This is a genomic window from Pseudomonas sp. 5.2 (assembly GCF_059025405.1).
On record NZ_JBYBHH010000022.1, the window covers coordinates 1 to 24,983 of the forward strand.

Below are 24,983 nucleotides of genomic sequence, written 5' to 3' on the forward strand. Positions count from 1 at the left end.
TTTTCAACCACTGACGATCTTTCGATCGAAGCCCTTACAACACTACCTGAATCGATTAACTCGTTGATACTCAAGGAGTTTCTCGTTCCAATCACGCTGGAAGTGGGGCGCATTATAAGGGGATTCGAAATCCCGTCAACCCTTTATTTCAACAATGTTTCAAACCACCCTCCCCCGCTTGCTGATCACCCGAGGAACACGCCGTGCAACTGCAGGAATACGCAGCGCCATCAACACGGCACCAATGCCGGCATAGATAGCCCACTCGCGCAGATCTGAGCGCACGATCCACAGGAAATGCAGCAGCCCCAGGCCGAGAATCACATACACCAGCTTATGCAGCTTCTTCCACCGCGCACCCAGCCGGCGCTGGCTATACCGATTCGAGGTTACCGCCAGCGCCAACAACCCGAGGAAGCCAAGCGCCCCCACAATAATGTAGGGCCGCTTACGCAGCTCGACAGCGAACTGCCCCCAGTCCAGCCCCAGAATAAAGAAGAGGTAACAAAGGATGTGCAGCACGATGTAGGAAAAACACCACAACCCCAGTTGGCGGCGCACGACGATCCAGCCCGACCACCCTGTCAGCCGCTGCAGCGGCGTCATGCTCAAGGTCACCAGCAGGTACGTCAGCGCGCCCAACCCCAGCCGGTCCATCAGGATCTTCCCTGGGTCCGGCCCCAGCAGGTTCATCGCAGCCTCATACAACCACCAGAGTGGCAGCACACACCCCACTATAAAGATGGCCAGGCGCAACCAGGGATAGCGCATCAATAGTTCTTCCGCAGGTCGAGGCCGGCATACAGCGAAGCCACTTCGTCGGCGTAGCCGTTGAACATTTGCGTTGACCGTACGTTGGGGCTGAACAGGCCACTTGGCAGGCGCCGCTCACGCGCTTGGGTCCAGCGCGGGTGATCGACCTCGGGGTTCACGTTGGCATAGAAGCCATACTCATCTGGCGCCAGCCCCTCCCAGGTCGTTTGCGGGCGCTCGGCCACCAGGCTGATCCGCACGATCGACTTGATGCTCTTGAACCCGTACTTCCATGGCACCACCAAGCGCAACGGCGCGCCATTCTGGTTGGCCAGCTCGCGGCCATACATACCCACCGCCAGAATCGCCAACGGGTGCATGGCCTCATCCAGGCGCAGCCCTTCTCTATAGGGCCAGTCGATCAAGGCGAAGCCTGAGCGTTGCCCTGGCATATGCTGTGGATCTTTGAGTGTTTCGAAGCGTACGTAGCGCGCGTTGGATGTCGGTTCCACTTGCTTGAGTACTTGCGCCAGCGGGAAGCCAAGCCAGGGGATGACCATCGACCACGCTTCGACACAGCGCAACCGGTAGATGCGCTCTTCGAGCTGATAAGGTTTGACGAAGTCTTCCAGGGCATAGCGCCCGGGCTTGCCGACCTCGCCATCGATCACCACAGACCAAGGCTCGGTCTGCAAGCTGTCGCCATTGGCAGCCGGGTCACCCTTGTCGGGCCCGAACTCATAGAAGTTGTTGTAGTGGGTCGCGTCCTTGAAGGGGGTAATCGCCTCATCCTTGACCGTTACCGCCTGCCACCGCGTCGCCGCAAGCTTGTCACTGAACCAGGCGGGTGCAGCGCCCGCCTCGACATCAGCGTAGCGGCTGGCCTCGGCGGCATGCCCCAGGCTCGGTAGCGCGCCCAGGGCAAGGCCCGCCAGCGAGCCACCGAGCACGGTGCGACGAGAAAGATAGAGGCCTTCGGGCGTGATCTCCGACGCCTTGCACTCGGATGACCTGGGAAGCTTGATGAGCATGGACGGCTCCATAGCACTGGATAACGGATGTACCAGTAAGACTATGGAGCCGGAGGGTTATTCCATCATTAAATCATTGTCACGACTTGCGACGGCGAGACCGCAGCAAGAACTGGATCGGCCCCGAAGCCGCGTAGGCAAGGAAGATCAGCAGCAGGATGCGGGGCGGGTCGCTGAATACCACCGCGAACACCAGGACCACCGCCAGGATGGCCACGAACGGCACACGCCCTTTGAGGTCGAGCTCCTTGAAGCTGTTGTACTTGATGTTGCTGACCATCAACATGCCAGCCGCCGCTACCAGCAGCGCCACCAGGAACGACAGCTTGGAGCCCTGGATACCGTAGTCACTGAAGGCCCACACGGTGCCCGCAACCACACCTGCAGCCGCCGGGCTGGCCAGGCCGATGAAGTAACGCTTGTCGGCGGTACCCACCTGGGTATTGAAGCGCGCCAGGCGCAATGCAGCGCCAGCCACATAGATGAAGGCAACCATCCAGCCGACCTTGCCCATGTCACCCAACGCCCAGCCAAAGGCCAGCAACGCCGGGGCAACACCAAAGGCGACCATGTCCGACAGCGAGTCGTACTCGGCCCCGAAGGCGCTTTGGGTATTGGTCATGCGAGCCACACGGCCATCCAGGCCGTCGAGCACCATGGCGACGAAGATGGCGATGGCGGCAAAGGCGAAGTACTTGCTTGCCTCGCGCGGGTCGCCAGCACTCAACGCGCTCTGCGCGCTCATCGAGTTGATGATGGAGTAGAAGCCGGCGAACAGGTTGGCGGTGGTGAACAGGTTAGGAAGCAGATAGATGCCGCGATGCCGGACCTTGCGCCCTTCGGCGTCATGGCCCTCTTCAATGTGCTCATCGACAGGTAGCAGGCTTTCGGCGTCGGAGGGCTTGTTCGGCTCTTCGGGACGTTCGCTCATGTAGGGTACCTTGCAACAGGGTGGAATATGTTCGACACGGGCCTGCGAAACAGGTTCTGACGGCAGGCCACTGGTCTGCTTTATACCAGATGCCGGCTGCCTAAACGAAAAAACGCGGCCGAAGCCGCGTTTTTCATGTTGCAAGAAACTTAGTTCTTGGCTTTGTCGACGATCTTGTTCGCCGAGATCCAAGGCATCATCGAACGCAGTTGCTCGCCAATGATTTCGATGCCGTGGGCAGCGTTGTTACGACGCTTGGCGGTCATCGATGGGTAGTTGGTAGCACCTTCGGAGATGAACATCTTCGCGTACTCGCCGTCCTGGATGCGCTTCAGAGCGTTGCGCATGGCCTTGCGGGATTCTTCGTTGATGACTTCTGGGCCGGTGACGTACTCACCGTACTCGGCGTTGTTGGAGATCGAGTAGTTCATGTTGGCGATACCGCCTTCGTACATGAGGTCAACGATCAACTTCAGCTCGTGCAGGCACTCGAAGTAGGCCATTTCTGGCGCGTAGCCCGCTTCAACCAGGGTTTCGAAACCGGCTTTGACCAGCTCGACGGTACCGCCGCACAGAACAGCCTGCTCGCCGAACAGGTCGGTTTCAGTCTCGTCCTTGAAGGTGGTTTCGATGATGCCGGTACGGCCGCCACCCACGCCTGCGGCGTAGGACAGCGCAACGTTCTTGGCGTTGCCCGAAGCGTCCTGGTAGATAGCGATCAGGTCAGGGATGCCGCCGCCTTTGACGAACTCCGAGCGCACGGTGTGGCCCGGGGCTTTCGGCGCGATCATGATCACGTCGAGGTCGGCACGTGGCACGACTTGGTTGTAGTGGATCGAGAAGCCGTGGGAGAAGGCCAGGGTTGCGCCTTTCTTGATGTTCGGCTCGATCTCGTTCTTGTACAGAGCGCCTTGGAACTCGTCCGGAGTCAGGATCATGACCAGGTCGGCAGCAGCGACAGCGGTAGCCACGTCGGCCACTTTCAGGCCGTGGGCTTCTGCCTTGGCAACGGTGGCCGAGCCTTTACGCAGACCGACGGTAACGTCTACACCGGAGTCTTTCAGGTTGCACGCCTGGGCGTGGCCTTGGGAACCGTAACCGATGATGGCGACTTTCTTACCCTGGATGATGGAAAGGTCGCAGTCTTTATCGTAGAAAACTTTCATGAAAATACCCCTGGTTATATCTCGGCCCCTGCGGAGCCATCGCTAATTTTTGAATTTAGATGCTGAGCACTTTGTCGCCACGGGCAATGCCGGTGACGCCACTGCGCACGGTTTCGAGAATCGATGCGGTGCCGATGGCCTGGATGAAGCTGTCCAGTTTGTCGCTGGTGCCGCTCAGTTGCACGGTGTACACACTGGCGGTCACATCGACGATCTGGCCACGGAAAATGTCCGTGGTGCGCTTGATCTCGGCCCGCTGGGCTCCGGTGGCCTTGACCTTGACCAGCATCAGTTCACGCTCGATGTGAGCACTTTCCGACAGGTCGACAAGCTTTACCACTTCGACAAGCTTGTTCAGGTTCTTGGTGATCTGTTCGATCACTTCGTCATGGCCAACGGTGGTCAGCGTCAGACGCGACAAGGTCGGGTCTTCGGTCGGCGCCACGGTCAGGCTTTCAATGTTGTAGTTACGCTGGGAGAACAGACCAACGACGCGAGACAAGGCACCGGGTTCGTTTTCCAGCAGCAAGGAAATGATGTGCCGCATATCAGGTACGCTCCGTCTTGCTCAGCCACATGTCACGCATCGAGCCATCCTTGATCTGCATCGGATAGACGTGCTCGGTACGGTCAACCGCGATGTCGATGAACACCAGACGGTCTTTCATCGCGAATGCCTCTTCCAGCTTCGGCTTGAGGTCTTTCAGGCTGGTGATGCGGATACCCACATGACCATAGGCCTCGGCCAGCTTGATGAAGTCAGGCAGCGACTCGACATAGGAGTGCGAGTGACGGCCGTTGTACGCCATGTCCTGCCACTGGCGGACCATGCCCAGCACGCCGTTGTTCAGGTTGACGATTTTCACCGGCAGGCCGTACTGCATGCAGGTGGACAGCTCCTGGATGTTCATCTGGATACTGCCTTCGCCGGTCACGCACGCCACGTCCTGGTCCGGGAAGTTGAGTTTGACGCCCATCGCCGCCGGGAAGCCGAAGCCCATGGTGCCCAGGCCACCGGAGTTGATCCAGCGGTTCGGCTTGTTGAAGCGGTAGTACTGCGCCGCGAACATCTGGTGCTGGCCCACGTCGGAGGTAACAAAGGCATCGCCTTTGGTCACTTCGCACAGGGTTTCGATCACGGTCTGCGGCTTGATGACGCTGCCATCACCCTTGTTGTAAGGGAACAGGTCGCCGTCGCCACGCCATTCATCGATCTGCTTCCACCAGGCTTCTGCGGCGGCCTTGTCAGGCTGCTCGCCGATTTCCTTGAGGATGCCGAGCATCTCGGTCAAGACGCTGTCGACTGGGCCAACGATAGGCACGTCGGCCTTGATCATCTTGGAAATCGACGCCGGGTCGATGTCGATGTGGATGATCTTGGCATTCGGGCAGAACTTGGCCGGGCCGTTGACCACACGGTCATCGAAACGCGCACCGACGGCAAAGATGACGTCAGCATTGTGCATGGCCATGTTGGCCGTGAAGCTGCCGTGCATGCCGAGCATGCCGAGGAACTGACGGTCAGTACCCGGGAAGCCACCCAGACCCATGAGGGTATTGGTAACCGGCAGGTTCAGCGACTTGGCGATTTCGGTCAGGGCTTCGGAGCCGCCACCCAGAATCACGCCGCCGCCGGCGTAAACGATCGGGCGCTTGGCAGCCAGCAGCATCTCGGCGGCCTTGCGGATCTGGCCGGAGTGGCCACGGACCGCCGGGCTGTAGGAGCGCAGCTTGACCTTCTTCGGGTAGACGTATTCGAACTTCTCGGCCGGGTTGGTCATATCTTTTGGAATGTCGACCACGACCGGGCCAGGACGGCCGGATTGCGCCAGGTAGAAGGCTTTTTTCAGAACTTCTGGGATCTCGGTGGCGTTTTTGATCATGAAGCTGTGCTTCACGATCGGCCGCGAGATGCCAATCATGTCGGTTTCCTGGAAGGCATCGGTACCCACCATGGTGCTAGGCACCTGGCCGGACAGAATGACCATCGGAATCGAATCCATGTAGGCGGTGGCAATGCCGGTAATGGCATTGGTCGCACCCGGGCCGGAGGTTACCAGCACCACACCGGCCTTGCCGGTGGCACGGGCGTAGCCGTCCGCCATATGGGTTGCAGCCTGTTCGTGACGAACCAGGATGTGTTCGACTTCCGGTTCCTTGAACAGGGCATCGTAAACATGAAGGAGAGCACCGCCAGGGTACCCGTAGATGTGCTTAACGCCTTCGTCACGCAAGAAGCGGACGACCATCTCAGCGCCAGATAAAAGCTCCACGTTGTTCACCTCTAAAACGCCAGAATACCGTCCCTAGTGGACGGGTCTTAATAGGTTTACTGCCAAGCAGAGCATGAGCGAACGTCAGCACTGACTGAGCAAGTATTGGGCGCGCCCCAGAGTGTTGCGGGGTTTTCCCACCCAGCGCGAGGTAACGCGTTGCGGGGTGTAACAGGTCGGCGCGGGTGTGCGCCTCATGATCTGCTTAGCGGGTCTGCTTCTGGCAGTCCCTCTACAGCGGAAGTTGGATTCTTGTGATTTGGCGGCTACAAGTCAAGAAAAATTATTGCCAATTTTTCCTCAAGATGAATTCCTGCCACCACTAAAAAGGATAGCAGCAGCAGAATTAAGAAGATTTCCATAAAAAAGGGCCACAATCTGCGGCCCTTGAAGGAAAAAGAGAAGAAATCAGGCTCCAGAAGCGATCAATTGATCGAACTCTGCTAGCAGGCGCCGTAGCTCGCGACTCTGCTCCGGGCGATCGGTGAACACCGTTTCAGCCATCACCAGGATGCCCGAGGCACTGGGCAGCGGGTGGCCGAGCTCGATGATGATCTTCATGCGGGGCAGGAAGATCCATTGCAGCCACTGCTCCAGGGTCATCGTATCGACCGCGAAGGGCACAGTGCTTTCCAGCGCTTCATCGCTGGGCGGCTCATCGTCCCACCAGCCTTGCACCTTCAACTCACGCTCGATCAGCAGCAGGTGGTCGGCGATGTCCAGAATGCGTTGCTCGATCATCAGGAATTCACTCGGGCCTTCTGCCGCGCCAGCGCCGCACCGGCACTGTCACCTTGTTTTTCACGGCACTGGGCAATGGTGTTCCACAGTTCGGCCTGCAGGTCGGGGCGGCCATTGGCGTAGGTCAGGGCGCGGCGAGCCAACTGCTCTGCCTGCGCTGCATCGCCCTGGGACAAACGCACCTGGGCCAGACGGAACAGCACCTGCGGCTCGCGCGGGGCGATACGCTGGGCACGCTCCAGGCTAGACGAGGCACCGTTGAAATCACCACTGACCTGCTGTTGCTGGGCAGTGGTCAACAGCGCCAGTACAGGCCCATCCAGCTGCTCGTCGGCCGACAAGCCGCCAGATGCGCCACCGCTGCGCGGGATGCCAGTCGGCGCACTGCTGGCTTTCGGCGTGCTGTTCATCGAGGCGATATCGAACGGCTCGTCGGCGATCGGGTTCGGGTTGGTGGTCATCGGCCCGGTCGAGATCGGGCCCGGGGTAATCGGCGCGGTGCTGATCGGCGCCGCCCCATTACCGGCCGGGAACGTCTGGATGCTCGAGGCACCGGCGCCCTGCGGGATCATCACCGTCACGCCCGAATCCTCAGGCAGCGACTGCGCTTGTGAGGTGCCGCTGTTCATGCCAGCCGCCGAGCGGTTGGCCGTTACGCGTTCACTGTTGGACACGCGGGTGCTCGAGTCGACCACCGGGATATTGCCACGCTGGACACTGGAGCAACCCTGGAGCACAACCAACGCCGTCAAGGCAGGAAACAGCCACTTATTCACTTCACACCTCATCAATGCAGCTTGTGCTTAATTCATCCAGCCTTTGACCCAGTCCATGACCGATTCTGCCGGATTCTGCTCACCGCCACAGGCTGCGCCGGCGGGCGGTTCGCTTCCGCGAATATACGGCATCTGCACGGCTCCCGGACAGCTACCGTCAGAGCCTTGGCCGCTGTACGGGTCGATCCAGGCTTGCACGACGTTGTCCGGTTGCGGCATGTCCAGCGGCAGCGGGTCGGCCTTCTTCATGAAGCTGGTCCAGACCTGCAGGGCGCCGGTGGCACCGGTGAACGGCGTCTTGCCGTTATCGTCGCGGCCCATCCACACCACGGCCAGCAGGTCCTGGCTAAAGCCGGAGAACCAGCTGTCGCGCGAGTCGTTACTGGTACCGGTCTTGCCGGCCAGGGTCAGCGAACGCGGCAACACGTTGTACACCGAACGGCCGGTACCTTCGCGCATCACTCGCTGCATGGCGTTCTGCACCAGGTAGATGGACCCTGGGTCGAAGGTCTGCTGGATCTGGAACGGGTAGCGCTTGAGCGGCTCACCCTCGGCCGTCAACACGCTGCGGATACCGCGCATCGGCGTGTTGAAGCCACCATTGGCAATGGTCTGGTACATGGTCGCGACCTGCATCGGCGACATGCCACCTGCCCCCAGCAGCATCGCCGGGAAGGCTGGCCAGTCGACATTCACCCCCAGCCGACCGATGGTCTTGATCACGTTGGGCACACCCACTTCCAGGCCGAGCTTGGCGGTCGACAGGTTGTAGGAGTTGGCCAGGCCTTGATACAGGTAAATGGTGCCATGCGGACGACGGTCGTAGTTTTGCGGGCGCCAGATCTGGCCGTTGGCGCCTTTGACCGAGAACGGCTCGTCCTGCACCCAGCTGGTCAGGGTGTACTTGCTCGGCTGTTCCAGCGCGGTCAGGTACACCGCCGGCTTGACCAGCGAGCCAATCGGCCGCACCGCGTCGATGGCCCGGTTGAAGCCGGCAAAGCCCGACTGGCGGCTGCCGATCAGCGCTTGCACCTCGCCGGTTTCCGGGTTGGTCACGACCATCGCCGACTCGACCTCGTCAGCGCCCTTGCGCCCGGCCAGGCGCTTGAACGTCTCGTTCATGGAGGTTTCGGCCTTCATCTGCAGGATCGGGTCGAAACTGGTGAAGATGCGCAGGCCTTCTTCGGTCAAGTCTTCGTCGCGGTAGTCTTGGCGCAACTGGCGTTTGACCAAGTCGAGGAAGGCTGGGAACGAGCTGTCCGCCAGGCTGCCGCGCTTGGTCACACCCAATGGCATCTTCTTCGCCGCCTCGATCACGTCCTTGCTCGCCACGCCCTGCTCGGCCAGCAGGTCGAGCACCAGGTTACGGCGGGCCAGGGCGCGGTCAGGATAACGCCGCGGGTTGTAGTAGGACGGCCCCTTGACCATGCCCACCAGCAAGGCGATCTGGTGCAGCTTGAGCTCCGACAGCGGCTGGCTGAAGAAGAACTGGCTGGCCAGGCCGAAGCCATGCACCGCGCGTTGGCCGTCCTGGCCGACGAACACCTCGTTGAGGTAGGCCTCGAGGATTTCACGCTTGTCGTAATGCAGCTCCAGCAGCACAGCCATCATGGCCTCGGTCAGCTTGCGGCTGAGGCTGCGTTCGCTGGTGAGGTAGAAGTTTTTCACCAACTGCTGGGTCAGGGTACTGCCGCCTTGGCGCATGGAGCCGGCCGAGGTGTTGACCCACACGGCACGGGCGATGGACTTGGGCGACACGCCAAAGTGGCTATAGAAGTCGCGGTCTTCGGTCGCGACCAGGGTCTCGAGCAGGTACGGTGGCACCTGATCGATCTTGATCAGGATCCGGTCCTCGAGGTTTTTCGGGTAGATACCGCCAATCATCAGCGGCTCCAGGCGCACCACGTCGAGCTTGCCGCCATTGGCACCGGCCAGCCCCGCCACGTAATCGCCAGAGAAGCGCACGCGGACGAACTGCGCGGGCTCCATCCCCTCGTAGAACTGGAAGCCACGGGTATTGAGGTCGACGGTATTACCGTTGACCGCGGCCGCACCCGGGCCATTGGCCGCGCTTTCACGGCGATAGCCCAGGGCATCGAGTTCGGTGAGGAAGTCGTTCTTGCTCAGCTTCTGGCCGACGAACAGCTCCAGTGGCCGGGCGTATACCTTGGCCGGGATGGTCCAACGCTTGCCAGAGAACTTCTCCTGGACGACAGCATCGAGGTAAACCGCGAAGCCGGCGAGGATCACCAGGCCGACCAGGCTGAGCTTCAAAGCCCAGCCCAGCCAGGCGCGAGAGCGGCCGGTCGGGCGTTTCTGAGGGGTACGAGCGTTTCGAGTTCGAGTCATGGCGGCGGATTATACGCACTTTGTAAAGGCTGGGCAGGCGCCCTCGGCGGTATGCAGGGACGGCACCATTGACCATAATGGCGCATTCGAATTCCCTGCCCCCGGAAGGATTTCCCGTGAGCCAAGCTCTTATCACTGCGTTGCAGAACCCAGCCCTCTACCCTCACCCCGTAGATGGGTTCCAACTCATCGAGACGCATATCTCCTGGGTCCTGCTCACTGGCGAGTACGCCTACAAGGTCAAGAAACCGATGAACTTCGGCTTCCTCGACTTCACCGAACTGGGCCAGCGCCAGCATTTCTGTAACGAAGAGTTGCGCCTGAACCAGCGCCTGACCGACGGCCTGTACCTGGAAGTACTGCCGCTCACCGGTAGCGTCGAAGCGCCGCAGATCGGTGGCGACGGCGAGGCCATCGAATACGCGCTGAAGATGCGCCAGTTCCCCCAGGGGCAGATGCTCAGCACTCTGCAAGCCAACGGCGAGCTCAACGCCGAGCACATCGACCAGATGGCCCGGCAGATCGCCGAATTCCATCTGCAGACCCCCAAGGTCCCGGCAGCGCAACCTTACGGCTCGCCTGAAAGCGTGATGGCCCCGGTCGAGCAGAACTTCGAGCAGATCCGTCCGTTCCTCAGCGACAAGGCCGACCTGCTGCAACTGGATAACCTCCAGGCATGGGCACGCAGCAGTTTCGAGCGCCTCAAAGGCCTGTTCGAAGCGCGCAAGGCCAACGGGTTCACCCGCGAATGCCACGGTGACATTCACCTGGGCAATGCCACCCTGATCGACGGCAAAGTGGTGATCTTTGACTGCATCGAGTTCAACGAGCCGTTCCGCATGACCGATGTCTGGGCCGATACCGGCTTCCTGGCCATGGACTTGGAAGACCGCGGCCTCAAGTGCCTGGCGCACCGCTTCGTCAGCCAGTACTTGGAGCTGACCGGCGACTACGAGGGCCTGGAAGTGCTCAACTTCTACAAGGCCTACCGCGCCCTGGTGCGCGCCAAGGTCGCCCTGTTCAGCATGCCCGCCAATGCCGATGGCGTGCAGCGCGCCACCACCCTGCGCACCTACCGCAACTATGCCAACCTGGCGGAAAGCTACAGCGCCATCCCTTCGCGTCTGCTGGCCATCACCCACGGCGTCTCGGCGGTGGGCAAGAGCCATGTGGCGATGCGCCTGGTCGAAGCCCTGGGCGCCGTGCGTGTGCGTTCGGACGTGGAGCGCAAGCGCCTGTTCGGCGAGCAGCAGGCAACGCTATCTGGGCAGCAAGATGCCGGCATCTATGACCAAGATGCCAGCGCCGCGACCTATCAGCGCCTGCACGATCTGGCCGGCACCATCCTGCGCGCCGGTTTCCCGGTGGTGCTCGATGCCACCTACCTGAAACATGCTCAACGCCAAGCGGCGGCAGAGGTCGCCAGCGCGACCGGCGTGCCGTTCCTGGTCCTCGACTGCCAAGCCCCGGAGGCGGTGATCGCCAGCTGGCTGGCGCAGCGCCAGGCGGAAAAAACCGACCCATCGGACGCTACCCTAGAGGTGGTCAAGGCTCAGCAGGCCAGCCGTGAGCCGCTGGATGCCACAGAACTGCAGCACGCCACCCGTGTCGATACGCAGGAAAGCGCCAGCATGGACCAGGTGATCGACCAAATCCGCCAGCGCTTGCCGGGCCTGTAAGGTCAGCATTGCAGCTTATCGCCGGCAAGCCGGCTCCCACAGGAGTTCCACAGGCCTCAAGGGCAGTGGTGTCCCTGTGGGAGCAACTGTCTTGTGGTGCTTGTTCCGGCCTCATCGCTGGCAAGCCAGCTCCCACAGGTGCGGCGCTAGACTTGAAGGCTACATGGCTTGCCGGCGATAGGGCCGTAAAAGGCGGCTCCCCTCCCCAATCGTCGCACCCGATGGCAAAAGGCCGCGCATTTTCCAACCCCCGCTACACTCCTCTCTGACCTGCTCGCGATTTATCCCCCAACACCCGTTCAGCCATCGCAAGGAGGCTCGATGAACGATGAATTGCAGCATCTGAAGAATCTTGGCAAGACTTCTGCGCAATGGTTGCATGCGGCCGGCATCCACAGCGCGTCGGATTTGCGCCGGCTCGGTGCGGTGGGTGCGTACCAAGCTGTGAAAACGCGAGGGTTCCGGGCCTCCAAAGTGCTGTTGTACGCCATTGAAGGCGCCTTGCTCGACATGCACTGGAACGATTTGCCCACCGAACGCAAGGAAGCGCTCAATCAACAGTTGGACGCGAAGAACCCGGCGCAAAAAAACGCGAAATAAACCGACGAAGGGGATTGACTCCGAAATGAGAATCGTTATGATTATCACAACTGGTCGCGAGACTGGTTGGATAAACTGAAAGCCCCTGGTTCGGACTCTCAGATTATCTCCTCATCAGGCTAATCACGGTTATTGACCCGGCTCTTTGCCGGGTCTTTTTTTGCCTGACGGTTTTGCACCGCGTGCGCGGTGACAACGCCGATACCCATAACGTTACTTGCGCAGTTGAGCGCAGTAGTCCTGCTCCGGCATCGCCGCCGTGTACCACACATAATCGGCCATGCCCGCCTCGGCTTCCTCGCCGACCTCGGCCAACAACACGACCACGCTGCGGCCCTGCGCGCCCAGGTCAGCCAAGTGCAATGGCACACCCAGGTCCTTGCGTACGTGGTATGCGCCAGCCAATAGCAGGGCTGGCTGCGGCGCCTTCAGCAACTGCTCTGCCATTTGCCGGTCGCGCTGTTGTTGAACGGCAAGCATGGCCGGCAACTGGCTTTCCGGCAGCAAGCCGCAGTGCCCGGCACGCACCTGTTCAAGCAACGCGGCCTTGACCCTAGGCGCATTGGACTGTGCGCCCGGTAACGAAGCCGGGTGCCGATAGGCGTGGCGCATCTGCCCAGGTGAAAGGTTGGCGGCCAGCAGCGGGATGCCGTGCTGCAAGGCCTGCGTGACCAACGGCCCGTACAACTGCCAGTCCCAGCCTTCTTCCCACGCTAACGCCTTGGGCAAGTCCGCGGGCAACGGTGGCTGAGCCTCAAGTTTGTCGACCAGCGGCTGCTGCTCAGGCTGCAGCATCTCCATCAACAGGCTGCCCTGAGCGCGCCGACTCTGCAGGGCCTGCAACAACCACAACTGCAGTGCGTGGTGGTCGGGGTTGTCGTGCTTCTCCCCTACCAGCACACGCGGGGCATCGGCCAGCTGCGTGACCAGTTGTTCCGGGCTGATAAGCTGCCCGCTGGCCAGATCCTTGATGTGCCCCAACTGCGCATGCTCGCGCCCTTCAGTACTCTGCCAGCCAGGCAACGGTGGCAGGCTGGCCTGGCATCCGCCCAGCGCCAGCACCAGGCACAGCGATAAACCGGACAGCAGTGGATGGCGCATCGGCAATGCCTCCTAGCGGGTGATGATCAGCGGGTGGCCACGCTCCGGATGAGCCTGTACCAGCACATCGATACCGAACACCGCCTTCAATGCCCCAGGCGTCAGCACTTCGTCGGGGGAGGCCAAGGCATGGCAGCGGCCCTGCTCAAGCAACAGGATACGGTCACAGTAGCGTGCCGCCAGGTTCAGGTCATGCAGGATCACCAGCACCGCAGCGCCTCGGTCGGCAAAGCGGCGCACCGCTTGCAGGGTCGTGTGCTGATGCAGTGGGTCGAGCATCGACGTCGGCTCATCAAGCAACAGCGTAGTCCCCTGCTCACCTGGCCACAGCTGGGCCAGCACGCGCGCCAGGTGCACCCGCTGCCGCTCACCGCCCGACAGCGCCAGGTAGCTGCGCCCCTGCAGGTGCCAGGCATCCGCGGCACGCAAGGCTGCTTCGACGATCTCGGCGTCGCGCACCTGGCCACTGCCATGCGGCATCCGCCCCATGCCCACCACTTCCTCGACCCTGAACGAGAAGCCCAGGCTGGACACTTGCGGCAACACCGCCAGGCGCCTGGCCCGCTCCTGCCCTGCCCAATCGGCCAACGGCCGGCCCTGCAAGGTCACATGCCCCTGGCCGGGCGCCAGCTCGCCACACAGCACCCCCAGCAAGCTGCTCTTGCCCGCGCCGTTGGGGCCGAGCACGCCCACCACCTGCCCCGGGGCCAATTGCAGGTGGATGTCGTGGAGTACCTCGTTGCTTCCCCGCCGCAGGTGCAGGCCCTCGACTTGCAACATCAGCTGCGCCCTCGAATCAGCAGAAACAGGAAAAACGGCGCACCGATAAACGCAGTGACAATGCCGATCGGCAGTTCGGCTGGCGCCAGCACCAGCCGTGCCGCCAGGTCGGCAAACAGCATCAGTACGCCGCCCGCCAACAGCGAGGCCGGCAACACCACACGGTGATCGGGCCCTGCCAGCAAGCGCACCAGGTGCGGCACCACCAGCCCGATGAAGCCGATCAGCCCCGCCGCCGCCACCGCCGCGCCGACACCCAGCGCGGTACAGAACACCAATTCGCGCTTGAGCCGCTCTACCTCGATACCCAGGTGCCGCGCCTCCGACTCCCCCAGCAGCAAGGCATTCAGCGCCCGCGCGCGCCGCGGCAACCACAGCGCCACGCCGGTCGCCACCATCAACAGCGGCCACAGCCGCTCGTAACTGGCACCGTTGAGGCTGCCCAGGTTCCAGAACGTCAGGGTGCGCAAGGTGGCGTCATCGGCCAGGTAGGAGAACAGCCCCACCGCCGCGCCGCCCAGCGCGGTCATGGCCACGCCGGCCAATAGCATCGTGGCGACATTGGTCTGGCCGTCGCGCCGCCCCAGGCGATAGACCAGCGCGGTCACCCCAAGCCCGCCGATGAAGGCGCACAGCGACAGCAGATAAGGCGCCAGCACCTCCGGCATTCCGCCAAACCAGCTGCCGCCGACAATGGCCACTGCAGCGCCCATTGCCGCCCCGGCGGCGACGCCTACCAGCCCTGGGTCGGCCAACGGGTTGCGGAACAGCCCCTGCATGGCCACGCCGGACAGCGCCAGCACCGCCCCCACCGCCAGCCCCAGCAAGGTGCGCGGCAGGCGAATCTGGCCGAGGATCATTTCCGCCTGCTGCAGGCCATCACCGGCGATCGGCAGCCCCAACAAGCGCAGCCCAGCGCGCAAGGTATCGAACAGCGGCAGGCTGACCGGCCCCAGGGCCAGGGACAGCCACACCGCCAACAGGCACAGCAAGCTCAGGCAGATGATCAATGTGCGTGGCTGAACGCGTTGTCTCATTGAGCGAAACTGCCCTTGGCTGCCGGGTAGAAGGTGGCAACCAACGAGCGCAGGGTCGCTGGCAGGCGTGGCCCAAGGCCGCCAACCAGCAGCGTCGGGTCGAGCGACACCAGGCGCTGTTCACGCACGGCGCGGGAGGCCGCCAGCGCTGGGTTTTCCTTCAGCAGCGCTTGCAGCGCCTGCTCGTCGGCCAACGCACGGTCGGAGAACACCACTACATCCGGGTCCAGCGCCGCCAGTGCCTCATTGGAGAAGTTCTTGTAACCCTGATGCTCGGCCAGGTTGTGCGCCCCGGCCTGGCGTAGCAGCCAATCGCCGGCAGTGCCTTGCCCTGCGATCAGCGGCTTGGCACCGGCATGGCCCACCAGCAGCAACACCCCGGGCGCCTTCTGGCCTGCCTGAGCGTGTTTGACCTGAGCCTGCAACGCATCCAACTGCTGACGATAGCCCGCCGCCAACGCGGTGGCTTGTGGCTCGGCACCCAGCAACTGGCCCAGGTGCTTGAGGTTCTGATCGACCGCATCCAGTTCGGCCTTGCTGGAGAACAACTCCACCCGCACACCCGCCTTGCGAATCTGCGCCAACACCGGCGGCGGGCCCATTTCTTCGGTGCCCACCAACACATCTGGGCGCAGGCTGAGAATACCTTCGGCAGACAACTGGCGCTGATAGCCGACGCTCGGCAGCGCCTTCAGCGATGCGGGGTGCTGGCTGGTGGTATCGACGCCGACCAGGCGTGATTCGCCGCCCAGCGCAGTGACCCACTCGCTCAGCGCACCACCGGCGCTGACCCATCGCTGCGGCAGTTCGGCAGCCAGGGCCTGGGTGGACAGCACAAGGCCTGCGCACAGGGCGATCAGGGCAGCGGGACGGCGCATCATCGGATTTCCTTCTGAAGGCGGGCCGCGCGCCTTGTGGCGGGCGGCGGAACTGCGCACCATAGACAGCCGGGCGCATCGAATGCGGGCAATTTGATAATTATTCGCATTGAAGCGTCAAGCAATCACGTGTTTCACGAGTCGTCCTTGCCATGCACTTCCTTTGTACCTCCAGCTCATTGGCCGAGGGCCACAGCCGCGCCTTCAGCGTAGACGGCGTCGACCTGTTCGGCGTGCGCCGCCAGGGCCAGGTGTACCTCTACCGCAACCGCTGCCCACACCGCAGCATCCCACTGAACTGGGCTGCAGATGCCTTTCTCGATGACAGCGCCAGCCTGATTCACTGCGCCCATCATGGCGCTTTGTTCCTGATAGAAAGCGGCGAATGCGTGGCCGGGCCGTGCGAGGGCGACAGCCTGCAGGCCCTGGGCTGCCATGAAGACAGCCAGGGCATCTGGCTCAAGGGTTGAGCAGTACAGGCAAGGGGCGGTCGATGACGATACGCTCGGCATCCAGGTAGGTGCCGTACGCCAGCACCTCCACGCCTTCAGCCACGGCGGCGCGCAAGGCCTGGGCGTAGCCCGCGTCGATTTCCTCGGCCGGGCGCACGGCGTCAACGCCGGTCAGGTTCACGCAGTACAACTGCACCGCACGCACACCTTGGCGAGCCAGCGTCGCCAGTTCACGCAGGTGCTTGGCACCGCGCTGGGTAACAGCGTCGGGGAAGGCCGCGACGGCGGTGTCGGGGTAGCCCAGGGTCACGCTCTTGACTTCGACATAGGCCGGGCCGGCGTCGAACTCCAGGCGAAAGTCGATGCGGCTGCCTTCTTCGCCATACGCCACTTCACGCCTGAGTGCGGTGAAACCGGCCAGCTCGCTGATAACCCCGGCACGCAGCGCCTCTTCAACCAACGCGTTGGCGCGCCCGGTGTTCACGCAGGCCAGGCGGCCTTGGGGCGTTTCGCTGATCTCCCAGGTGCCTGGCAGCTTGCGCTTGGGGTCGTTGGAGCGGCTGAACCACACCTGCCCGCCTTCGCGCATGCAATTGAGCATGGACCCGGTGTTCGGGCAATGGATGGTCATGTGCTCGCCATTGGCCAGCTCGATGTCCGCCAAAAACCGTTTGTAGCGCCGCAGTAGGCGCCCCTGCTCGAGTGGAGGAAAAAACGCCATCAGCCTTGCCAGCTCCGCAGGCCGCGGGCGATGCGCTGCACGGCCTGTTCCAGGCGCGGCAGGCTCTGGGTGTAGGCAAAACGCACATGATGCCCCGCCAGGTGGCGACCAAAATCCAGGCCGGGGGTAAAGGCCACGTGCTCGGTTTCGAGGAAGTGCCGGCAGAACGCAAAGGCATCGCCGCCGAAGGCGCTGATGTCGGCGTACAAGTAGAAAGCCCCCTCAGGCTCGACGGCAATACCAAAGCCCAGCTCGCGCAGGGCTGGCAACAAGTAGTCGCGGCGACGGGCGAATTCGGCGCGGCGCTCTTCCAGAATCGCCAGGGTTTGCGGCTGGAAGCACGCCAGCGCAGCATGCTGGGCCATGCTGGGGGCACTGATGTACAGGTTCTGTGCAAGCTTTTCCAGGTCTGCCACGGCGCCGGGCGGCGCCACCAGCCAGCCCAGGCGCCAGCCGGTCATGCCGAAATACTTCGAAAAACTATTCAGGACAAACGCCCCATCGTCCACTTCCAGCACGCTGGGCGCGTCCATGCCGTAGGTCAGCCCGTGGTAAATCTCGTCCACCACCAGGTGGCCATGGCGCTCACGGGTAGCGCGCGACAGGCTGGCCAACTCGTCACGGTTCAGCACCGTCCCGGTCGGGTTGGCTGGCGAGGCGACCAGGGCCCCGACCGTGTCTTTGTCCCAATAGCGGTCAACCAGGTCGGCGGTGAGTTGGTAGTTGACCTCGGGCCCCACCGGCACCAACTGCGCGCCGCCTTCGACCAGGCGCAGGAAGTGGCGATTGCAGGGATAGCCCGGGTCAGCCAGCAACCAGTGCTTGCCTGGGTCTACCAACAGGCTGCTGGCCAGCAACAGTGCGCCAGAACCGCCCGGCGTAATCAGAATGCGCTCAGGATCAACACTGACGCCATACTGCTGCCCATAGAAGCCGGCGATCGCCTCGCGCAGCGCCGGCAGGCCACGGGCGGCGGTATAGCGGGTGTGGCCCGCGGCCAATGCGGCCTGGCCGGCCTCGACGATCGGCGCGGCCGTGGTGAAGTCCGGTTCGCCGATTTCCAGGTGGATCACATCATGGCCGGCCGCCTGCAGCTCGTTGGCCCGCGCCAGCAACGCCATGACGTGAAAGGGTTCGATGGCGCGGCTGCGCGCACTGTAAGGGTGGGCCATGACCTTCTCTCAATTGGGTCTAAACTGGAGATTCTACCTCTGCACGCTACCGAACGTGTGGCTCGCGCCGCTGTCAATTAGCAGGATCGGGCGGGGTAGCGCACCCCCGATCTATCTGGTAAGTTCGGCGGCTCGCAGTCGCAGGGCCGGCGGGTGCCGGAGATGGAGCATCCTGCGCATTGGATCAGATGAGTGAGAGGCGGTCTATTCATGTCCACCGTAGAAAAGCAAAAAACCAGTCAGTCCATGTACGGTGTAGAGCCCTATAAAGAAAGCAAGGGCGAGGAGTACATGGGGGAGCCCATGCGCAAGCATTTCACCAAACTTCTGGGTGCCTGGAAGCTTGAGTTGATGACGAGCGTGGATCAGACCGTGACCCACATGAAGGACGAAGCGGCCAACTTCCCAGACCCGGCCGACCGTGCCAGCCAGGAAGAAGAGTTCGCCCTGGAGCTGCGTAACCGCGATCGCGAGCGCAAGCTGATCAAGAAGATCGACAAGACCCTGCAGAAGATCCAGGACGAAGAGTACGGCTGGTGTGAGTCCTGCGGCATCGAGATCGGCCTGCGTCGCCTCGAAGCCCGCCCAACCGCCGACCTGTGCTTCGACTGCAAGGAAATCGCGGAGAAAAAGGAAAAAACAGTCGGCAAAGGCTGATCCTTTTCCCACCCAAACGGGGCGCATCTTGCGCCCCGTTTCATTTTCAGACGCACGACCGCCATGAACGACTCCAGCTACATCGGGCGCTTCGCCCCTACCCCCAGCGGCTTTCTGCACTTCGGCTCGCTGGTCGCCGCCCTCGCCTCCTGGCTCGACGCCCGCGCCGTCAACGGCCGCTGGCTGCTGCGCATGGAAGACACCGACCCGCCCCGGGAAATGCCCGGAGCCCGCGACGCTATCTTGCAGACCCTGGAGCGTTACGGCTTGGAGTGGGATGGCGAGGTGGTGTACCAGAGCCAGCGCCATGAGGCTTATGCAGCAGTGGTCGACCGCCTGTTCAACATGGGCCTGGCTTACGCCTGCACCTGCTCGCGCAAACAGCTGGAAGGGCACAACGGCATTTACCCAGGCTTGTGCCGCAACGCCGGGCATGCACGCGAGGGCGCGGCGATCCGTCTGCGGGTGCCAGAGTTGATCTACCGGTTCACCGACCGGGTCCAGGGTGAGTTTCAGCAACACCTGGGGCGCGAGGTGGGTGATTTCGTCATCCAGCGCCGTGACGGGTTGTATGCGTATCAGTTGGCGGTGGTGCTGGATGATGCCTGGCAAGGGGTTACCGATATCGTGCGCGGGGCCGACCTGCTCGACAACACACCGCGCCAGTTGTACCTGCAAGAGCTGCTGGGGTTCTCACAGCCGCGTTACCTGCATATTCCGCTGATCGTGCAGCCAGATGGGCACAAGCTGGGCAAGTCGTACCGCTCGCCGCCCTTACAGGCGGAGCATGCTACCCCCCTGCTGTTGCGGGCATTGCGGGCGCTGGGGCAAGAAGCAAACCCCGAGTTGCTGCTGGCAACGCCGGCTGAAGTACTGGCAGTAGCCCGCAAGCAGTGGCGGCCAGAGGCGATTGCCCGGCAGGCCTCTGTTCCAGAGGCTGATTTGCACTGACGCAGGTCCGGCCTCTTCGCGGGCAAGCCCGCTCCCACAGGATCCGCACCGTTTCTGTGGGAGCGGGCTTGCCCGCGAAGAGGCCGGAACAGGCAACTTCCCTTCAAAAACAAAAGCCCAATAATTTCAAACCCTTGGCTAACCCTACCGATTCCCGCTAGCATCCGCCCAATCTTTTGCGCCAATAATAAGTCCAAGCCCGCAGCGCCCAACCATCGAGGCCAGCATGTACATCTATCGTTTGGTCCTGCTTCTGGTCGTGGGGATCTACCTGTTCTCCCCGGCCATCATGGACTGGTGGATCGAACCGACCGGAGCCTGGTACCGCCCCTACCTGCTCTGGCTGATCCTGATCGTCGTCACCTTCATCCTGCAGAGCCAACGAGATGCCGATGAGCTTTAGCCTGACCCAGATGATCCTGATCAGCGCCGCGTACCTCATGGTGCTGTTCGGCGTGGCCTGGATCAGCGAGCGTGGGCTGATACCCCGCTCAATTATTCGCCACCCGCTGACCTACACCCTGTCGCTGGGCGTCTATGCCAGTGCCTGGGCCTTCTATGGCTCGGTCGGCCTGGCCTACCAGTACGGCTATGGCTTCCTGGCCTGCTACCTGGGGGTCTCCGGGGCCTTCCTGCTGGCGCCGGTGCTGCTTTACCCGATCCTCAAGATCACCCGCACCTATCAGCTGTCGTCGCTGGCCGACCTGCTGGCGTTTCGTTTCCGCAGCACCTGGGCCGGCGCGCTGACCACCCTGATCATGCTGATCGGGGTACTGCCGTTGCTGGCCCTGCAGATCCAGGCGGTGGCCGACTCGATCAGCATCCTGACCGGCGAGCCGGTCAAGGCCAGGGTGGCATTCGCCTTCTGTGCGCTGATCATTCTGTTCACCATCTTCTTCGGCTCGCGGCACATCGCCACGCGCGAGAAGCATGAAGGGCTGGTGTTCGCCATTGCCTTTGAATCGGTGATCAAGCTGCTGGCGCTGGGCGGCATTGGCCTGTACGCGTTGTACGGTGTGTTTGGCGGCCCGCATGGGCTGGAAGTGTGGCTGCTGCAGAACCAGACCGCCCTGGCCGCGCTGCACACACCGCTGCAGGAAGGGCCATGGCGCACCCTGCTGCTGGTGTTCTTCGCCTCGGCCATCGTCATGCCGCACATGTACCACATGGCCTTCACCGAAAACCTCAACCCACGCTCGCTGGTCAGCGCCAGCTGGGGCCTGCCGCTGTTCCTGCTGCTGATGAGCCTGGCCGTACCGCTGGTGCTGTGGGCCGGCCTGCGCCTGGGCGCCAGCACCAACCCCGAATACTTCACGCTGGGGCTGGGCATCGCCGCCAACAACAAAGCGCTGGCGCTGCTGGCCTATATCGGCGGGTTGTCTGCGGCCAGCGGGTTGATCATCGTCACCACCCTGGCGCTGTCGGGCATGGCCCTCAACCACCTGGTGCTGCCGCTGTACCAGCCGCCGGCCGAAGGCAACATCTACCGCTGGCTGAAATGGACCCGCCGCGCGCTGATCGTCGCCATCATCACCGCCGGCTTCATGTTCTACCTGACCCAGAACAACCACCAGAGCCTGGCCAACCTGGGCATCGTCGCCTTCGTCGCCACCTTGCAGTTCCTGCCGGGCGTGTTGTCGGTGCTGTACTGGCCTACCGCCAATCGCCGCGGCTTCATCGCGGGCCTGCTGGCCGGCACCCTGGTGTGGCTGGTGACCATGCTGCTGCCGCTGCTGGGCAACCTGCAGGGCTTCTACATTCCGCTGCTGGACATGATCTACGTCCTCGACGACACCAGCTGGCACATGGCGGCCATCGCCTCGCTGGCGGCAAACGTCTTGCTGTTCACCCTGATTTCGCTGTTCACCAATGCCAGCAGTGAAGAAGCCAGCGCCGCCGAAGCGTGCGCGGTGGACAACGTGCGCCGCCCGCAGCGCCGCGAGCTGCACGCGGCCTCGCCACAGGAATTTGCCACCCAGCTGGCCAAGCCACTGGGCGCCAAGGCTGCGCAGAAAGAAGTCGAACAAGCCCTGCGCGACCTCTACCTGCCCTTCGACGAGCGCCGCCCCTATGCGTTGCGCCGCCTGCGCGACCGCATCGAGGCCAACCTGTCGGGCCTGATGGGGCCGAGCGTGGCCCAGGACATGGTCGAGACCTTCCTGCCCTACAAATCCGGCAACGAAAACTATGTCACTGAAGACATCCACTTCATTGAAAGCCGCCTGGAAGACTATCACTCGCGCCTGACCGGCCTTGCCGCCGAACTCGACGCCCTGCGCCGCTACCACCGCCAGACCCTGCAGGAACTGCCCATGGGCGTCTGCTCCCTGGCCAAGGACCAAGAGATCCTGATGTGGAACAAGGCCATGGAAGAGCTGACCGGCATCGCCGCCAAGCACGTGGTCGGCTCGCGCCTGGTGACCATCGGCGAACCTTGGCGCGGCCTGCTGCAGGGCTTCATTGACGTGCCCGACGAACACCTGCACAAACAACGCCTGGCCCTCGACGGGCAGCCTCGCTGGCTGAACCTGCACAAGGCCGCCATCGATGAGCCCTTGGCGCCGGGTAACAGTGGCCTGGTGCTGCTGGTCGAGGACCTGACCGAAACCCAGGCCCTGGAAGACAAGCTGGTGCACTCCGAGCGCCTGGCCAGCATTGGCCGCCTGGCGGCCGGCGTGGCCCACGAAATCGGCAACCCGATCACCGGCATCGCCTGCCTGGCGCAGAACCTGCGCGAGGAACGCGAGGGCGATGGCGAGATCACCGAGCTGTCGAGCCAGATTCTTGAACAGACCAAACGGGTGTCGCGCATCGTCCAGTCGTTGATGAGCTTCGCCCATGCCGGTGGCAGCCATCAGAACAGCGAAGAGCCGGTGTGCCTGGCCGAAGTGGCGCAGGATGCCATTGGGCTGCTGGCACTGAACCGGCGCAATTTCGAAGTCCAGTTCTTCAACCTCTGCGACCCGGAACACTGGGCCGAAGGGGACCCGCAGCGCCTGGCCCAGGTGCTGATCAACCTGCTCTCCAACGCCCGCGACGCCTCACCGCCCGGCAGTGCCGTGCGTGTGCGCAGCTCCGTCTTCGAGCACACCGTCGATTTGATTGTCGAAGACGAAGGCAGCGGGATCCCGAAGAGCATCATGGACCGCCTGTTCGAGCCCTTCTTCACCACCAAAGACCCGGGCGAAGGAACCGGACTGGGGCTCGCTCTGGTCTATTCCATCGTGGAAGAGCATTATGGGCAAATCACCATCGACAGCCCTGCCGACATCGAACGGCAACGTGGCACCCGGATCCGCGTGACCCTGCCCCGGCATGTCGTAGCGACGTCCCCTGAAATTCGAGACCGTCGAGAGAATTGAATCAATGCCGCATATTCTGATCGTCGAAGACGAAACCATCATCCGCTCGGCCCTGCGTCGCCTGCTCGAGCGGAACCAGTACCAAGTCAGCGAAGCCGGCTCGGTGCAGGAAGCCCAGGAACGCTTCAGCATTGCCACCTTCGACCTGATCGTCAGCGACCTGCGCCTGCCAGGCGCGCCTGGCACCGAGCTGATCAAGCTTGGCCAGGGCACCCCGGTGCTGATCATGACCAGCTACGCCAGCCTGCGCTCGGCGGTGGACTCGATGAAAATGGGCGCGGTGGACTACATCGCCAAGCCCTTCGACCACGACGAGATGCTCCAGGCCGTGGCGCGCATCCTGCGCGACCGGCAAAACGCACCGGCTGCAGAACCGCGGGGCAACGGCAAGGCGGCCGCGGCCGACAAAGGCAATAGCGCGTCTGCCAATGGCGAGATCGGCATCATCGGCTCGTGCCCGCCCATGCAGGACATGTACAGCAAGATCCGCAAAGTCGCACCGACCGATTCCAATGTCCTGATCCAGGGCGAATCGGGTACCGGTAAAGAGCTGGTCGCCCGTGCCCTGCACAACCTGTCACGCCGGGCCAAGGCACCGATGATCTCAGTGAACTGCGCGGCCATCCCGGAGACGCTGATCGAGTCCGAGTTGTTCGGTCACGAAAAAGGTGCCTTCACCGGCGCCAGCGCAGGGCGCGCCGGGCTGGTCGAAGCGGCGGACGGCGGCACCTTGTTCCTCGACGAAATCGGCGAATTGCCCCTCGAAGCCCAGGCGCGCCTGTTGCGTGTGTTGCAGGAAGGCGAAATCCGCCGGGTGGGCTCGGTGCAATCGCAGAAGGTCGATGTGCGCCTGATTGCGGCCACCCACCGCGACCTGAAAAACCTGGCCAAGGCCGGCCAGTTCCGTGAAGACCTTTATTACCGCCTGCACGTGATCGCCCTGAAGTTGCCTGCCCTGCGCGAGCGCGGCAGCGACGTCAACGAGATCGCCAGTGCCTTCCTGGCCCGCCAGAGCGCACGGATTGGCCGGGATGACCTGCATTTTTCCGCCGATGCCGAGCAAGCGATTCGTCATTACAGCTGGCCGGGTAACGTGCGCGAGCTGGAAAACGCCGTGGAGCGTGCGGTGATTCTGAGCGAGAGCGCAGAAATTTCCGCCGACCTGCTGGGTATCGACATCGAGCTGAGCGACCTGGAAGACGACGACATCCTCGACAACGCCCTGGCCGTGGCCAGTGCGGGCAATGCCAGCCATGAGCCTACCGAGGACTTGTCGCTGGAGGATTACTTCCAGCACTTCGTGCTCGAGCACCAGGACCACATGACCGAGACCGAGCTTGCCCGCAAGCTTGGCGTCAGCCGCAAATGCCTGTGGGAACGCCGCCAGCGCCTGGGTATCCCGCGACGCAAGAGCAACGCCACCAGCGAGTAAAAGATCGCGTGGGCAGGCGGGCCTTTCCTGCCTTGATATTTCTTTTTCGGGCTGCCGGCCTCTTCGCGGGTGAACCCGCTCCCACAAGGATCTCACTGCCCGCAAGGGCAATGCGGTACCTGTGGGAGCGGGTTCACCCGC

General features: G+C 62.7%; 23 protein-coding genes. 8 read left to right on the forward strand and 15 right to left on the reverse strand.

What is annotated here, in order from left to right; translation table 11 throughout:
• Positions 1-159: 159 nt before the first annotated feature.
• From msrQ to mrcB, 9 genes are all read right to left on the reverse strand, one after another.
• Positions 160-771: a protein-methionine-sulfoxide reductase heme-binding subunit MsrQ gene (gene msrQ, locus AC5PZ0_RS25605; RefSeq protein WP_493856002.1), complete on the reverse strand. Its 612-nt coding sequence runs from the start codon at positions 769-771 to the stop codon at positions 160-162.
• Complete coding sequence (gene msrP / locus AC5PZ0_RS25610) at positions 771-1,784, reverse strand: protein-methionine-sulfoxide reductase catalytic subunit MsrP (protein ID WP_493856003.1); 1,014 nt, start codon at positions 1,782-1,784, stop codon at positions 771-773. The genes msrQ and msrP overlap by 1 nt, the downstream gene beginning before the upstream one ends.
• A gap of 79 nt (positions 1,785-1,863) precedes the next feature.
• Entirely contained in the window at positions 1,864-2,715 is an 852-nt protein-coding gene (pssA, locus tag AC5PZ0_RS25615; RefSeq protein ID WP_027594991.1) for a CDP-diacylglycerol--serine O-phosphatidyltransferase, read from the reverse strand.
• Between the two features lie 149 nt (positions 2,716-2,864).
• A complete protein-coding gene (gene ilvC / locus AC5PZ0_RS25620; protein WP_027594992.1) occupies positions 2,865-3,881 on the reverse strand; it encodes a ketol-acid reductoisomerase in 1,017 nt (338 codons plus the stop codon).
• A gap of 55 nt (positions 3,882-3,936) precedes the next feature.
• Positions 3,937-4,428: an acetolactate synthase small subunit gene (gene ilvN, locus AC5PZ0_RS25625; protein ID WP_003250040.1), complete on the reverse strand. Its 492-nt coding sequence runs from the start codon at positions 4,426-4,428 to the stop codon at positions 3,937-3,939.
• Position 4,429: 1 nt separating this feature from the next.
• Positions 4,430-6,154, reverse strand: a complete 1,725-nt coding sequence (locus AC5PZ0_RS25630; protein WP_027594993.1) for an acetolactate synthase 3 large subunit — start codon at positions 6,152-6,154, stop codon at positions 4,430-4,432.
• Between the two features lie 408 nt (positions 6,155-6,562).
• Complete coding sequence (locus tag AC5PZ0_RS25635) at positions 6,563-6,895, reverse strand: YqcC family protein (RefSeq protein WP_027594994.1); 333 nt, start codon at positions 6,893-6,895, stop codon at positions 6,563-6,565.
• Complete coding sequence (locus AC5PZ0_RS25640; protein WP_085274228.1) at positions 6,895-7,683, reverse strand: tetratricopeptide repeat protein; 789 nt, start codon at positions 7,681-7,683, stop codon at positions 6,895-6,897. Before AC5PZ0_RS25640 ends, AC5PZ0_RS25635 begins: the two co-directional genes overlap by 1 nt.
• A gap of 15 nt (positions 7,684-7,698) precedes the next feature.
• Positions 7,699-10,020 carry a penicillin-binding protein 1B gene (gene mrcB, locus AC5PZ0_RS25645; protein ID WP_027594996.1) on the reverse strand — a complete coding sequence of 774 codons (2,322 nt, stop codon included), beginning with the start codon at positions 10,018-10,020 and terminating at the stop codon, positions 7,699-7,701.
• Between the two features lie 116 nt (positions 10,021-10,136).
• Here mrcB and AC5PZ0_RS25650 point away from each other — a divergent pair, with 116 nt between their 5' ends.
• Both AC5PZ0_RS25650 and AC5PZ0_RS25655 read left to right on the forward strand, forming a co-directional pair.
• Positions 10,137-11,699, forward strand: coding sequence for a bifunctional aminoglycoside phosphotransferase/ATP-binding protein (locus AC5PZ0_RS25650; protein ID WP_493856004.1), 1,563 nt, complete (start codon positions 10,137-10,139; stop codon positions 11,697-11,699).
• Between the two features lie 321 nt (positions 11,700-12,020).
• Positions 12,021-12,299, forward strand: a complete 279-nt coding sequence (locus AC5PZ0_RS25655) for a TfoX/Sxy family protein (RefSeq protein WP_027594998.1) — start codon at positions 12,021-12,023, stop codon at positions 12,297-12,299.
• A 213-nt stretch (positions 12,300-12,512) separates the two neighbouring features.
• Here the strand turns inward: AC5PZ0_RS25655 and AC5PZ0_RS25660 are convergent, their stop codons facing one another.
• The 4 genes from AC5PZ0_RS25660 to AC5PZ0_RS25675 are packed head-to-tail and all read right to left on the reverse strand — an operon-like array spanning position 12,513 to position 16,098.
• Entirely contained in the window at positions 12,513-13,400 is an 888-nt protein-coding gene (locus AC5PZ0_RS25660; RefSeq protein WP_493856005.1) for a ChaN family lipoprotein, read from the reverse strand.
• Between the two features lie 12 nt (positions 13,401-13,412).
• Complete coding sequence (locus AC5PZ0_RS25665) at positions 13,413-14,180, reverse strand: heme ABC transporter ATP-binding protein (RefSeq protein ID WP_099430469.1); 768 nt, start codon at positions 14,178-14,180, stop codon at positions 13,413-13,415.
• Positions 14,180-15,163 (reverse strand): FecCD family ABC transporter permease, encoded by a 984-nt coding sequence (locus AC5PZ0_RS25670; protein WP_252827361.1) that lies wholly within the window; start codon positions 15,161-15,163, stop codon positions 14,180-14,182. Before AC5PZ0_RS25670 ends, AC5PZ0_RS25665 begins: the two co-directional genes overlap by 1 nt.
• Before the next feature lie 50 nt (positions 15,164-15,213).
• Positions 15,214-16,098, reverse strand: coding sequence for a heme/hemin ABC transporter substrate-binding protein (locus AC5PZ0_RS25675; RefSeq protein ID WP_493856006.1), 885 nt, complete (start codon positions 16,096-16,098; stop codon positions 15,214-15,216).
• A gap of 149 nt (positions 16,099-16,247) precedes the next feature.
• Here AC5PZ0_RS25675 and AC5PZ0_RS25680 point away from each other — a divergent pair, with 149 nt between their 5' ends.
• On the forward strand, positions 16,248-16,565 hold the full coding sequence (locus AC5PZ0_RS25680) for a Rieske (2Fe-2S) protein (RefSeq protein ID WP_186683304.1): 318 nt from the start codon (positions 16,248-16,250) through the stop codon (positions 16,563-16,565).
• Here AC5PZ0_RS25680 and sfsA read toward each other — a convergent pair.
• Together sfsA and AC5PZ0_RS25690 are read right to left on the reverse strand one after the other, a co-directional pair.
• Positions 16,555-17,268, reverse strand: coding sequence for a DNA/RNA nuclease SfsA (gene sfsA, locus AC5PZ0_RS25685; protein WP_454242925.1), 714 nt, complete (start codon positions 17,266-17,268; stop codon positions 16,555-16,557). The genes AC5PZ0_RS25680 and sfsA overlap by 11 nt on opposite strands.
• Positions 17,268-18,440 (reverse strand): pyridoxal phosphate-dependent aminotransferase, encoded by a 1,173-nt coding sequence (locus tag AC5PZ0_RS25690; RefSeq protein WP_099430473.1) that lies wholly within the window; start codon positions 18,438-18,440, stop codon positions 17,268-17,270. Before AC5PZ0_RS25690 ends, sfsA begins: the two co-directional genes overlap by 1 nt.
• A 210-nt stretch (positions 18,441-18,650) precedes the next feature.
• Here AC5PZ0_RS25690 and dksA point away from each other — a divergent pair, with 210 nt between their 5' ends.
• The 5 genes from dksA to AC5PZ0_RS25715 all read left to right on the forward strand — a co-directional run bounded on the left by dksA (position 18,651) and on the right by AC5PZ0_RS25715 (position 24,842).
• On the forward strand, positions 18,651-19,097 hold the full coding sequence (dksA, locus tag AC5PZ0_RS25695; RefSeq protein WP_027595006.1) for an RNA polymerase-binding protein DksA: 447 nt from the start codon (positions 18,651-18,653) through the stop codon (positions 19,095-19,097).
• Between the two features lie 63 nt (positions 19,098-19,160).
• Entirely contained in the window at positions 19,161-20,048 is an 888-nt protein-coding gene (gene gluQRS, locus AC5PZ0_RS25700; RefSeq protein WP_493856007.1) for a tRNA glutamyl-Q(34) synthetase GluQRS, read from the forward strand.
• Positions 20,049-20,274: 226 nt separating this feature from the next.
• Positions 20,275-20,451, forward strand: a complete 177-nt coding sequence (locus AC5PZ0_RS25705) for a hypothetical protein (protein WP_003250005.1) — start codon at positions 20,275-20,277, stop codon at positions 20,449-20,451.
• Entirely contained in the window at positions 20,435-23,410 is a 2,976-nt protein-coding gene (locus AC5PZ0_RS25710) for a sensor histidine kinase (protein WP_027595008.1), read from the forward strand. The genes AC5PZ0_RS25705 and AC5PZ0_RS25710 overlap by 17 nt, the downstream gene beginning before the upstream one ends.
• A gap of 4 nt (positions 23,411-23,414) precedes the next feature.
• The gene (locus AC5PZ0_RS25715; RefSeq protein ID WP_493856008.1) at positions 23,415-24,842 is read left to right on the forward strand and encodes a sigma-54-dependent transcriptional regulator; all 1,428 of its coding nucleotides are present in this window, start codon (positions 23,415-23,417) and stop codon (positions 24,840-24,842) included.
• Positions 24,843-24,983 lie beyond the last annotated feature (141 nt).

What these genes read in the sequence shown, in the direction of transcription:
- msrQ (WP_493856002.1), bottom strand. Translation starts at nt 771, where the DNA reads ATGCGCTATCCCTGGTTGCGCCTGGCCATCTTTATAGTGGGGTGTGTG.
- msrP (WP_493856003.1), bottom strand. Translation starts at nt 1,784, where the DNA reads ATGCTCATCAAGCTTCCCAGGTCATCCGAGTGCAAGGCGTCGGAGATC.
- pssA (WP_027594991.1), bottom strand. Translation starts at nt 2,715, where the DNA reads ATGAGCGAACGTCCCGAAGAGCCGAACAAGCCCTCCGACGCCGAAAGC.
- ilvC (WP_027594992.1), bottom strand. Translation starts at nt 3,881, where the DNA reads ATGAAAGTTTTCTACGATAAAGACTGCGACCTTTCCATCATCCAGGGT.
- ilvN (WP_003250040.1), bottom strand. Translation starts at nt 4,428, where the DNA reads ATGCGGCACATCATTTCCTTGCTGCTGGAAAACGAACCCGGTGCCTTG.
- AC5PZ0_RS25635 (WP_027594994.1), bottom strand. Translation starts at nt 6,895, where the DNA reads ATGATCGAGCAACGCATTCTGGACATCGCCGACCACCTGCTGCTGATC.
- AC5PZ0_RS25640 (WP_085274228.1), bottom strand. Translation starts at nt 7,683, where the DNA reads ATGAGGTGTGAAGTGAATAAGTGGCTGTTTCCTGCCTTGACGGCGTTG.
- mrcB (WP_027594996.1), bottom strand. Translation starts at nt 10,020, where the DNA reads ATGACTCGAACTCGAAACGCTCGTACCCCTCAGAAACGCCCGACCGGC.
- AC5PZ0_RS25655 (WP_027594998.1), top strand. Translation starts at nt 12,021, where the DNA reads ATGAACGATGAATTGCAGCATCTGAAGAATCTTGGCAAGACTTCTGCG.
- AC5PZ0_RS25660 (WP_493856005.1), bottom strand. Translation starts at nt 13,400, where the DNA reads ATGCGCCATCCACTGCTGTCCGGTTTATCGCTGTGCCTGGTGCTGGCG.
- AC5PZ0_RS25665 (WP_099430469.1), bottom strand. Translation starts at nt 14,180, where the DNA reads ATGTTGCAAGTCGAGGGCCTGCACCTGCGGCGGGGAAGCAACGAGGTA.
- AC5PZ0_RS25675 (WP_493856006.1), bottom strand. Translation starts at nt 16,098, where the DNA reads ATGATGCGCCGTCCCGCTGCCCTGATCGCCCTGTGCGCAGGCCTTGTG.
- AC5PZ0_RS25680 (WP_186683304.1), top strand. Translation starts at nt 16,248, where the DNA reads ATGCACTTCCTTTGTACCTCCAGCTCATTGGCCGAGGGCCACAGCCGC.
- sfsA (WP_454242925.1), bottom strand. Translation starts at nt 17,268, where the DNA reads ATGGCGTTTTTTCCTCCACTCGAGCAGGGGCGCCTACTGCGGCGCTAC.
- AC5PZ0_RS25690 (WP_099430473.1), bottom strand. Translation starts at nt 18,440, where the DNA reads ATGGCCCACCCTTACAGTGCGCGCAGCCGCGCCATCGAACCCTTTCAC.
- dksA (WP_027595006.1), top strand. Translation starts at nt 18,651, where the DNA reads ATGTCCACCGTAGAAAAGCAAAAAACCAGTCAGTCCATGTACGGTGTA.
- gluQRS (WP_493856007.1), top strand. Translation starts at nt 19,161, where the DNA reads ATGAACGACTCCAGCTACATCGGGCGCTTCGCCCCTACCCCCAGCGGC.
- AC5PZ0_RS25705 (WP_003250005.1), top strand. Translation starts at nt 20,275, where the DNA reads ATGTACATCTATCGTTTGGTCCTGCTTCTGGTCGTGGGGATCTACCTG.
- AC5PZ0_RS25710 (WP_027595008.1), top strand. Translation starts at nt 20,435, where the DNA reads ATGCCGATGAGCTTTAGCCTGACCCAGATGATCCTGATCAGCGCCGCG.
- AC5PZ0_RS25715 (WP_493856008.1), top strand. Translation starts at nt 23,415, where the DNA reads ATGCCGCATATTCTGATCGTCGAAGACGAAACCATCATCCGCTCGGCC.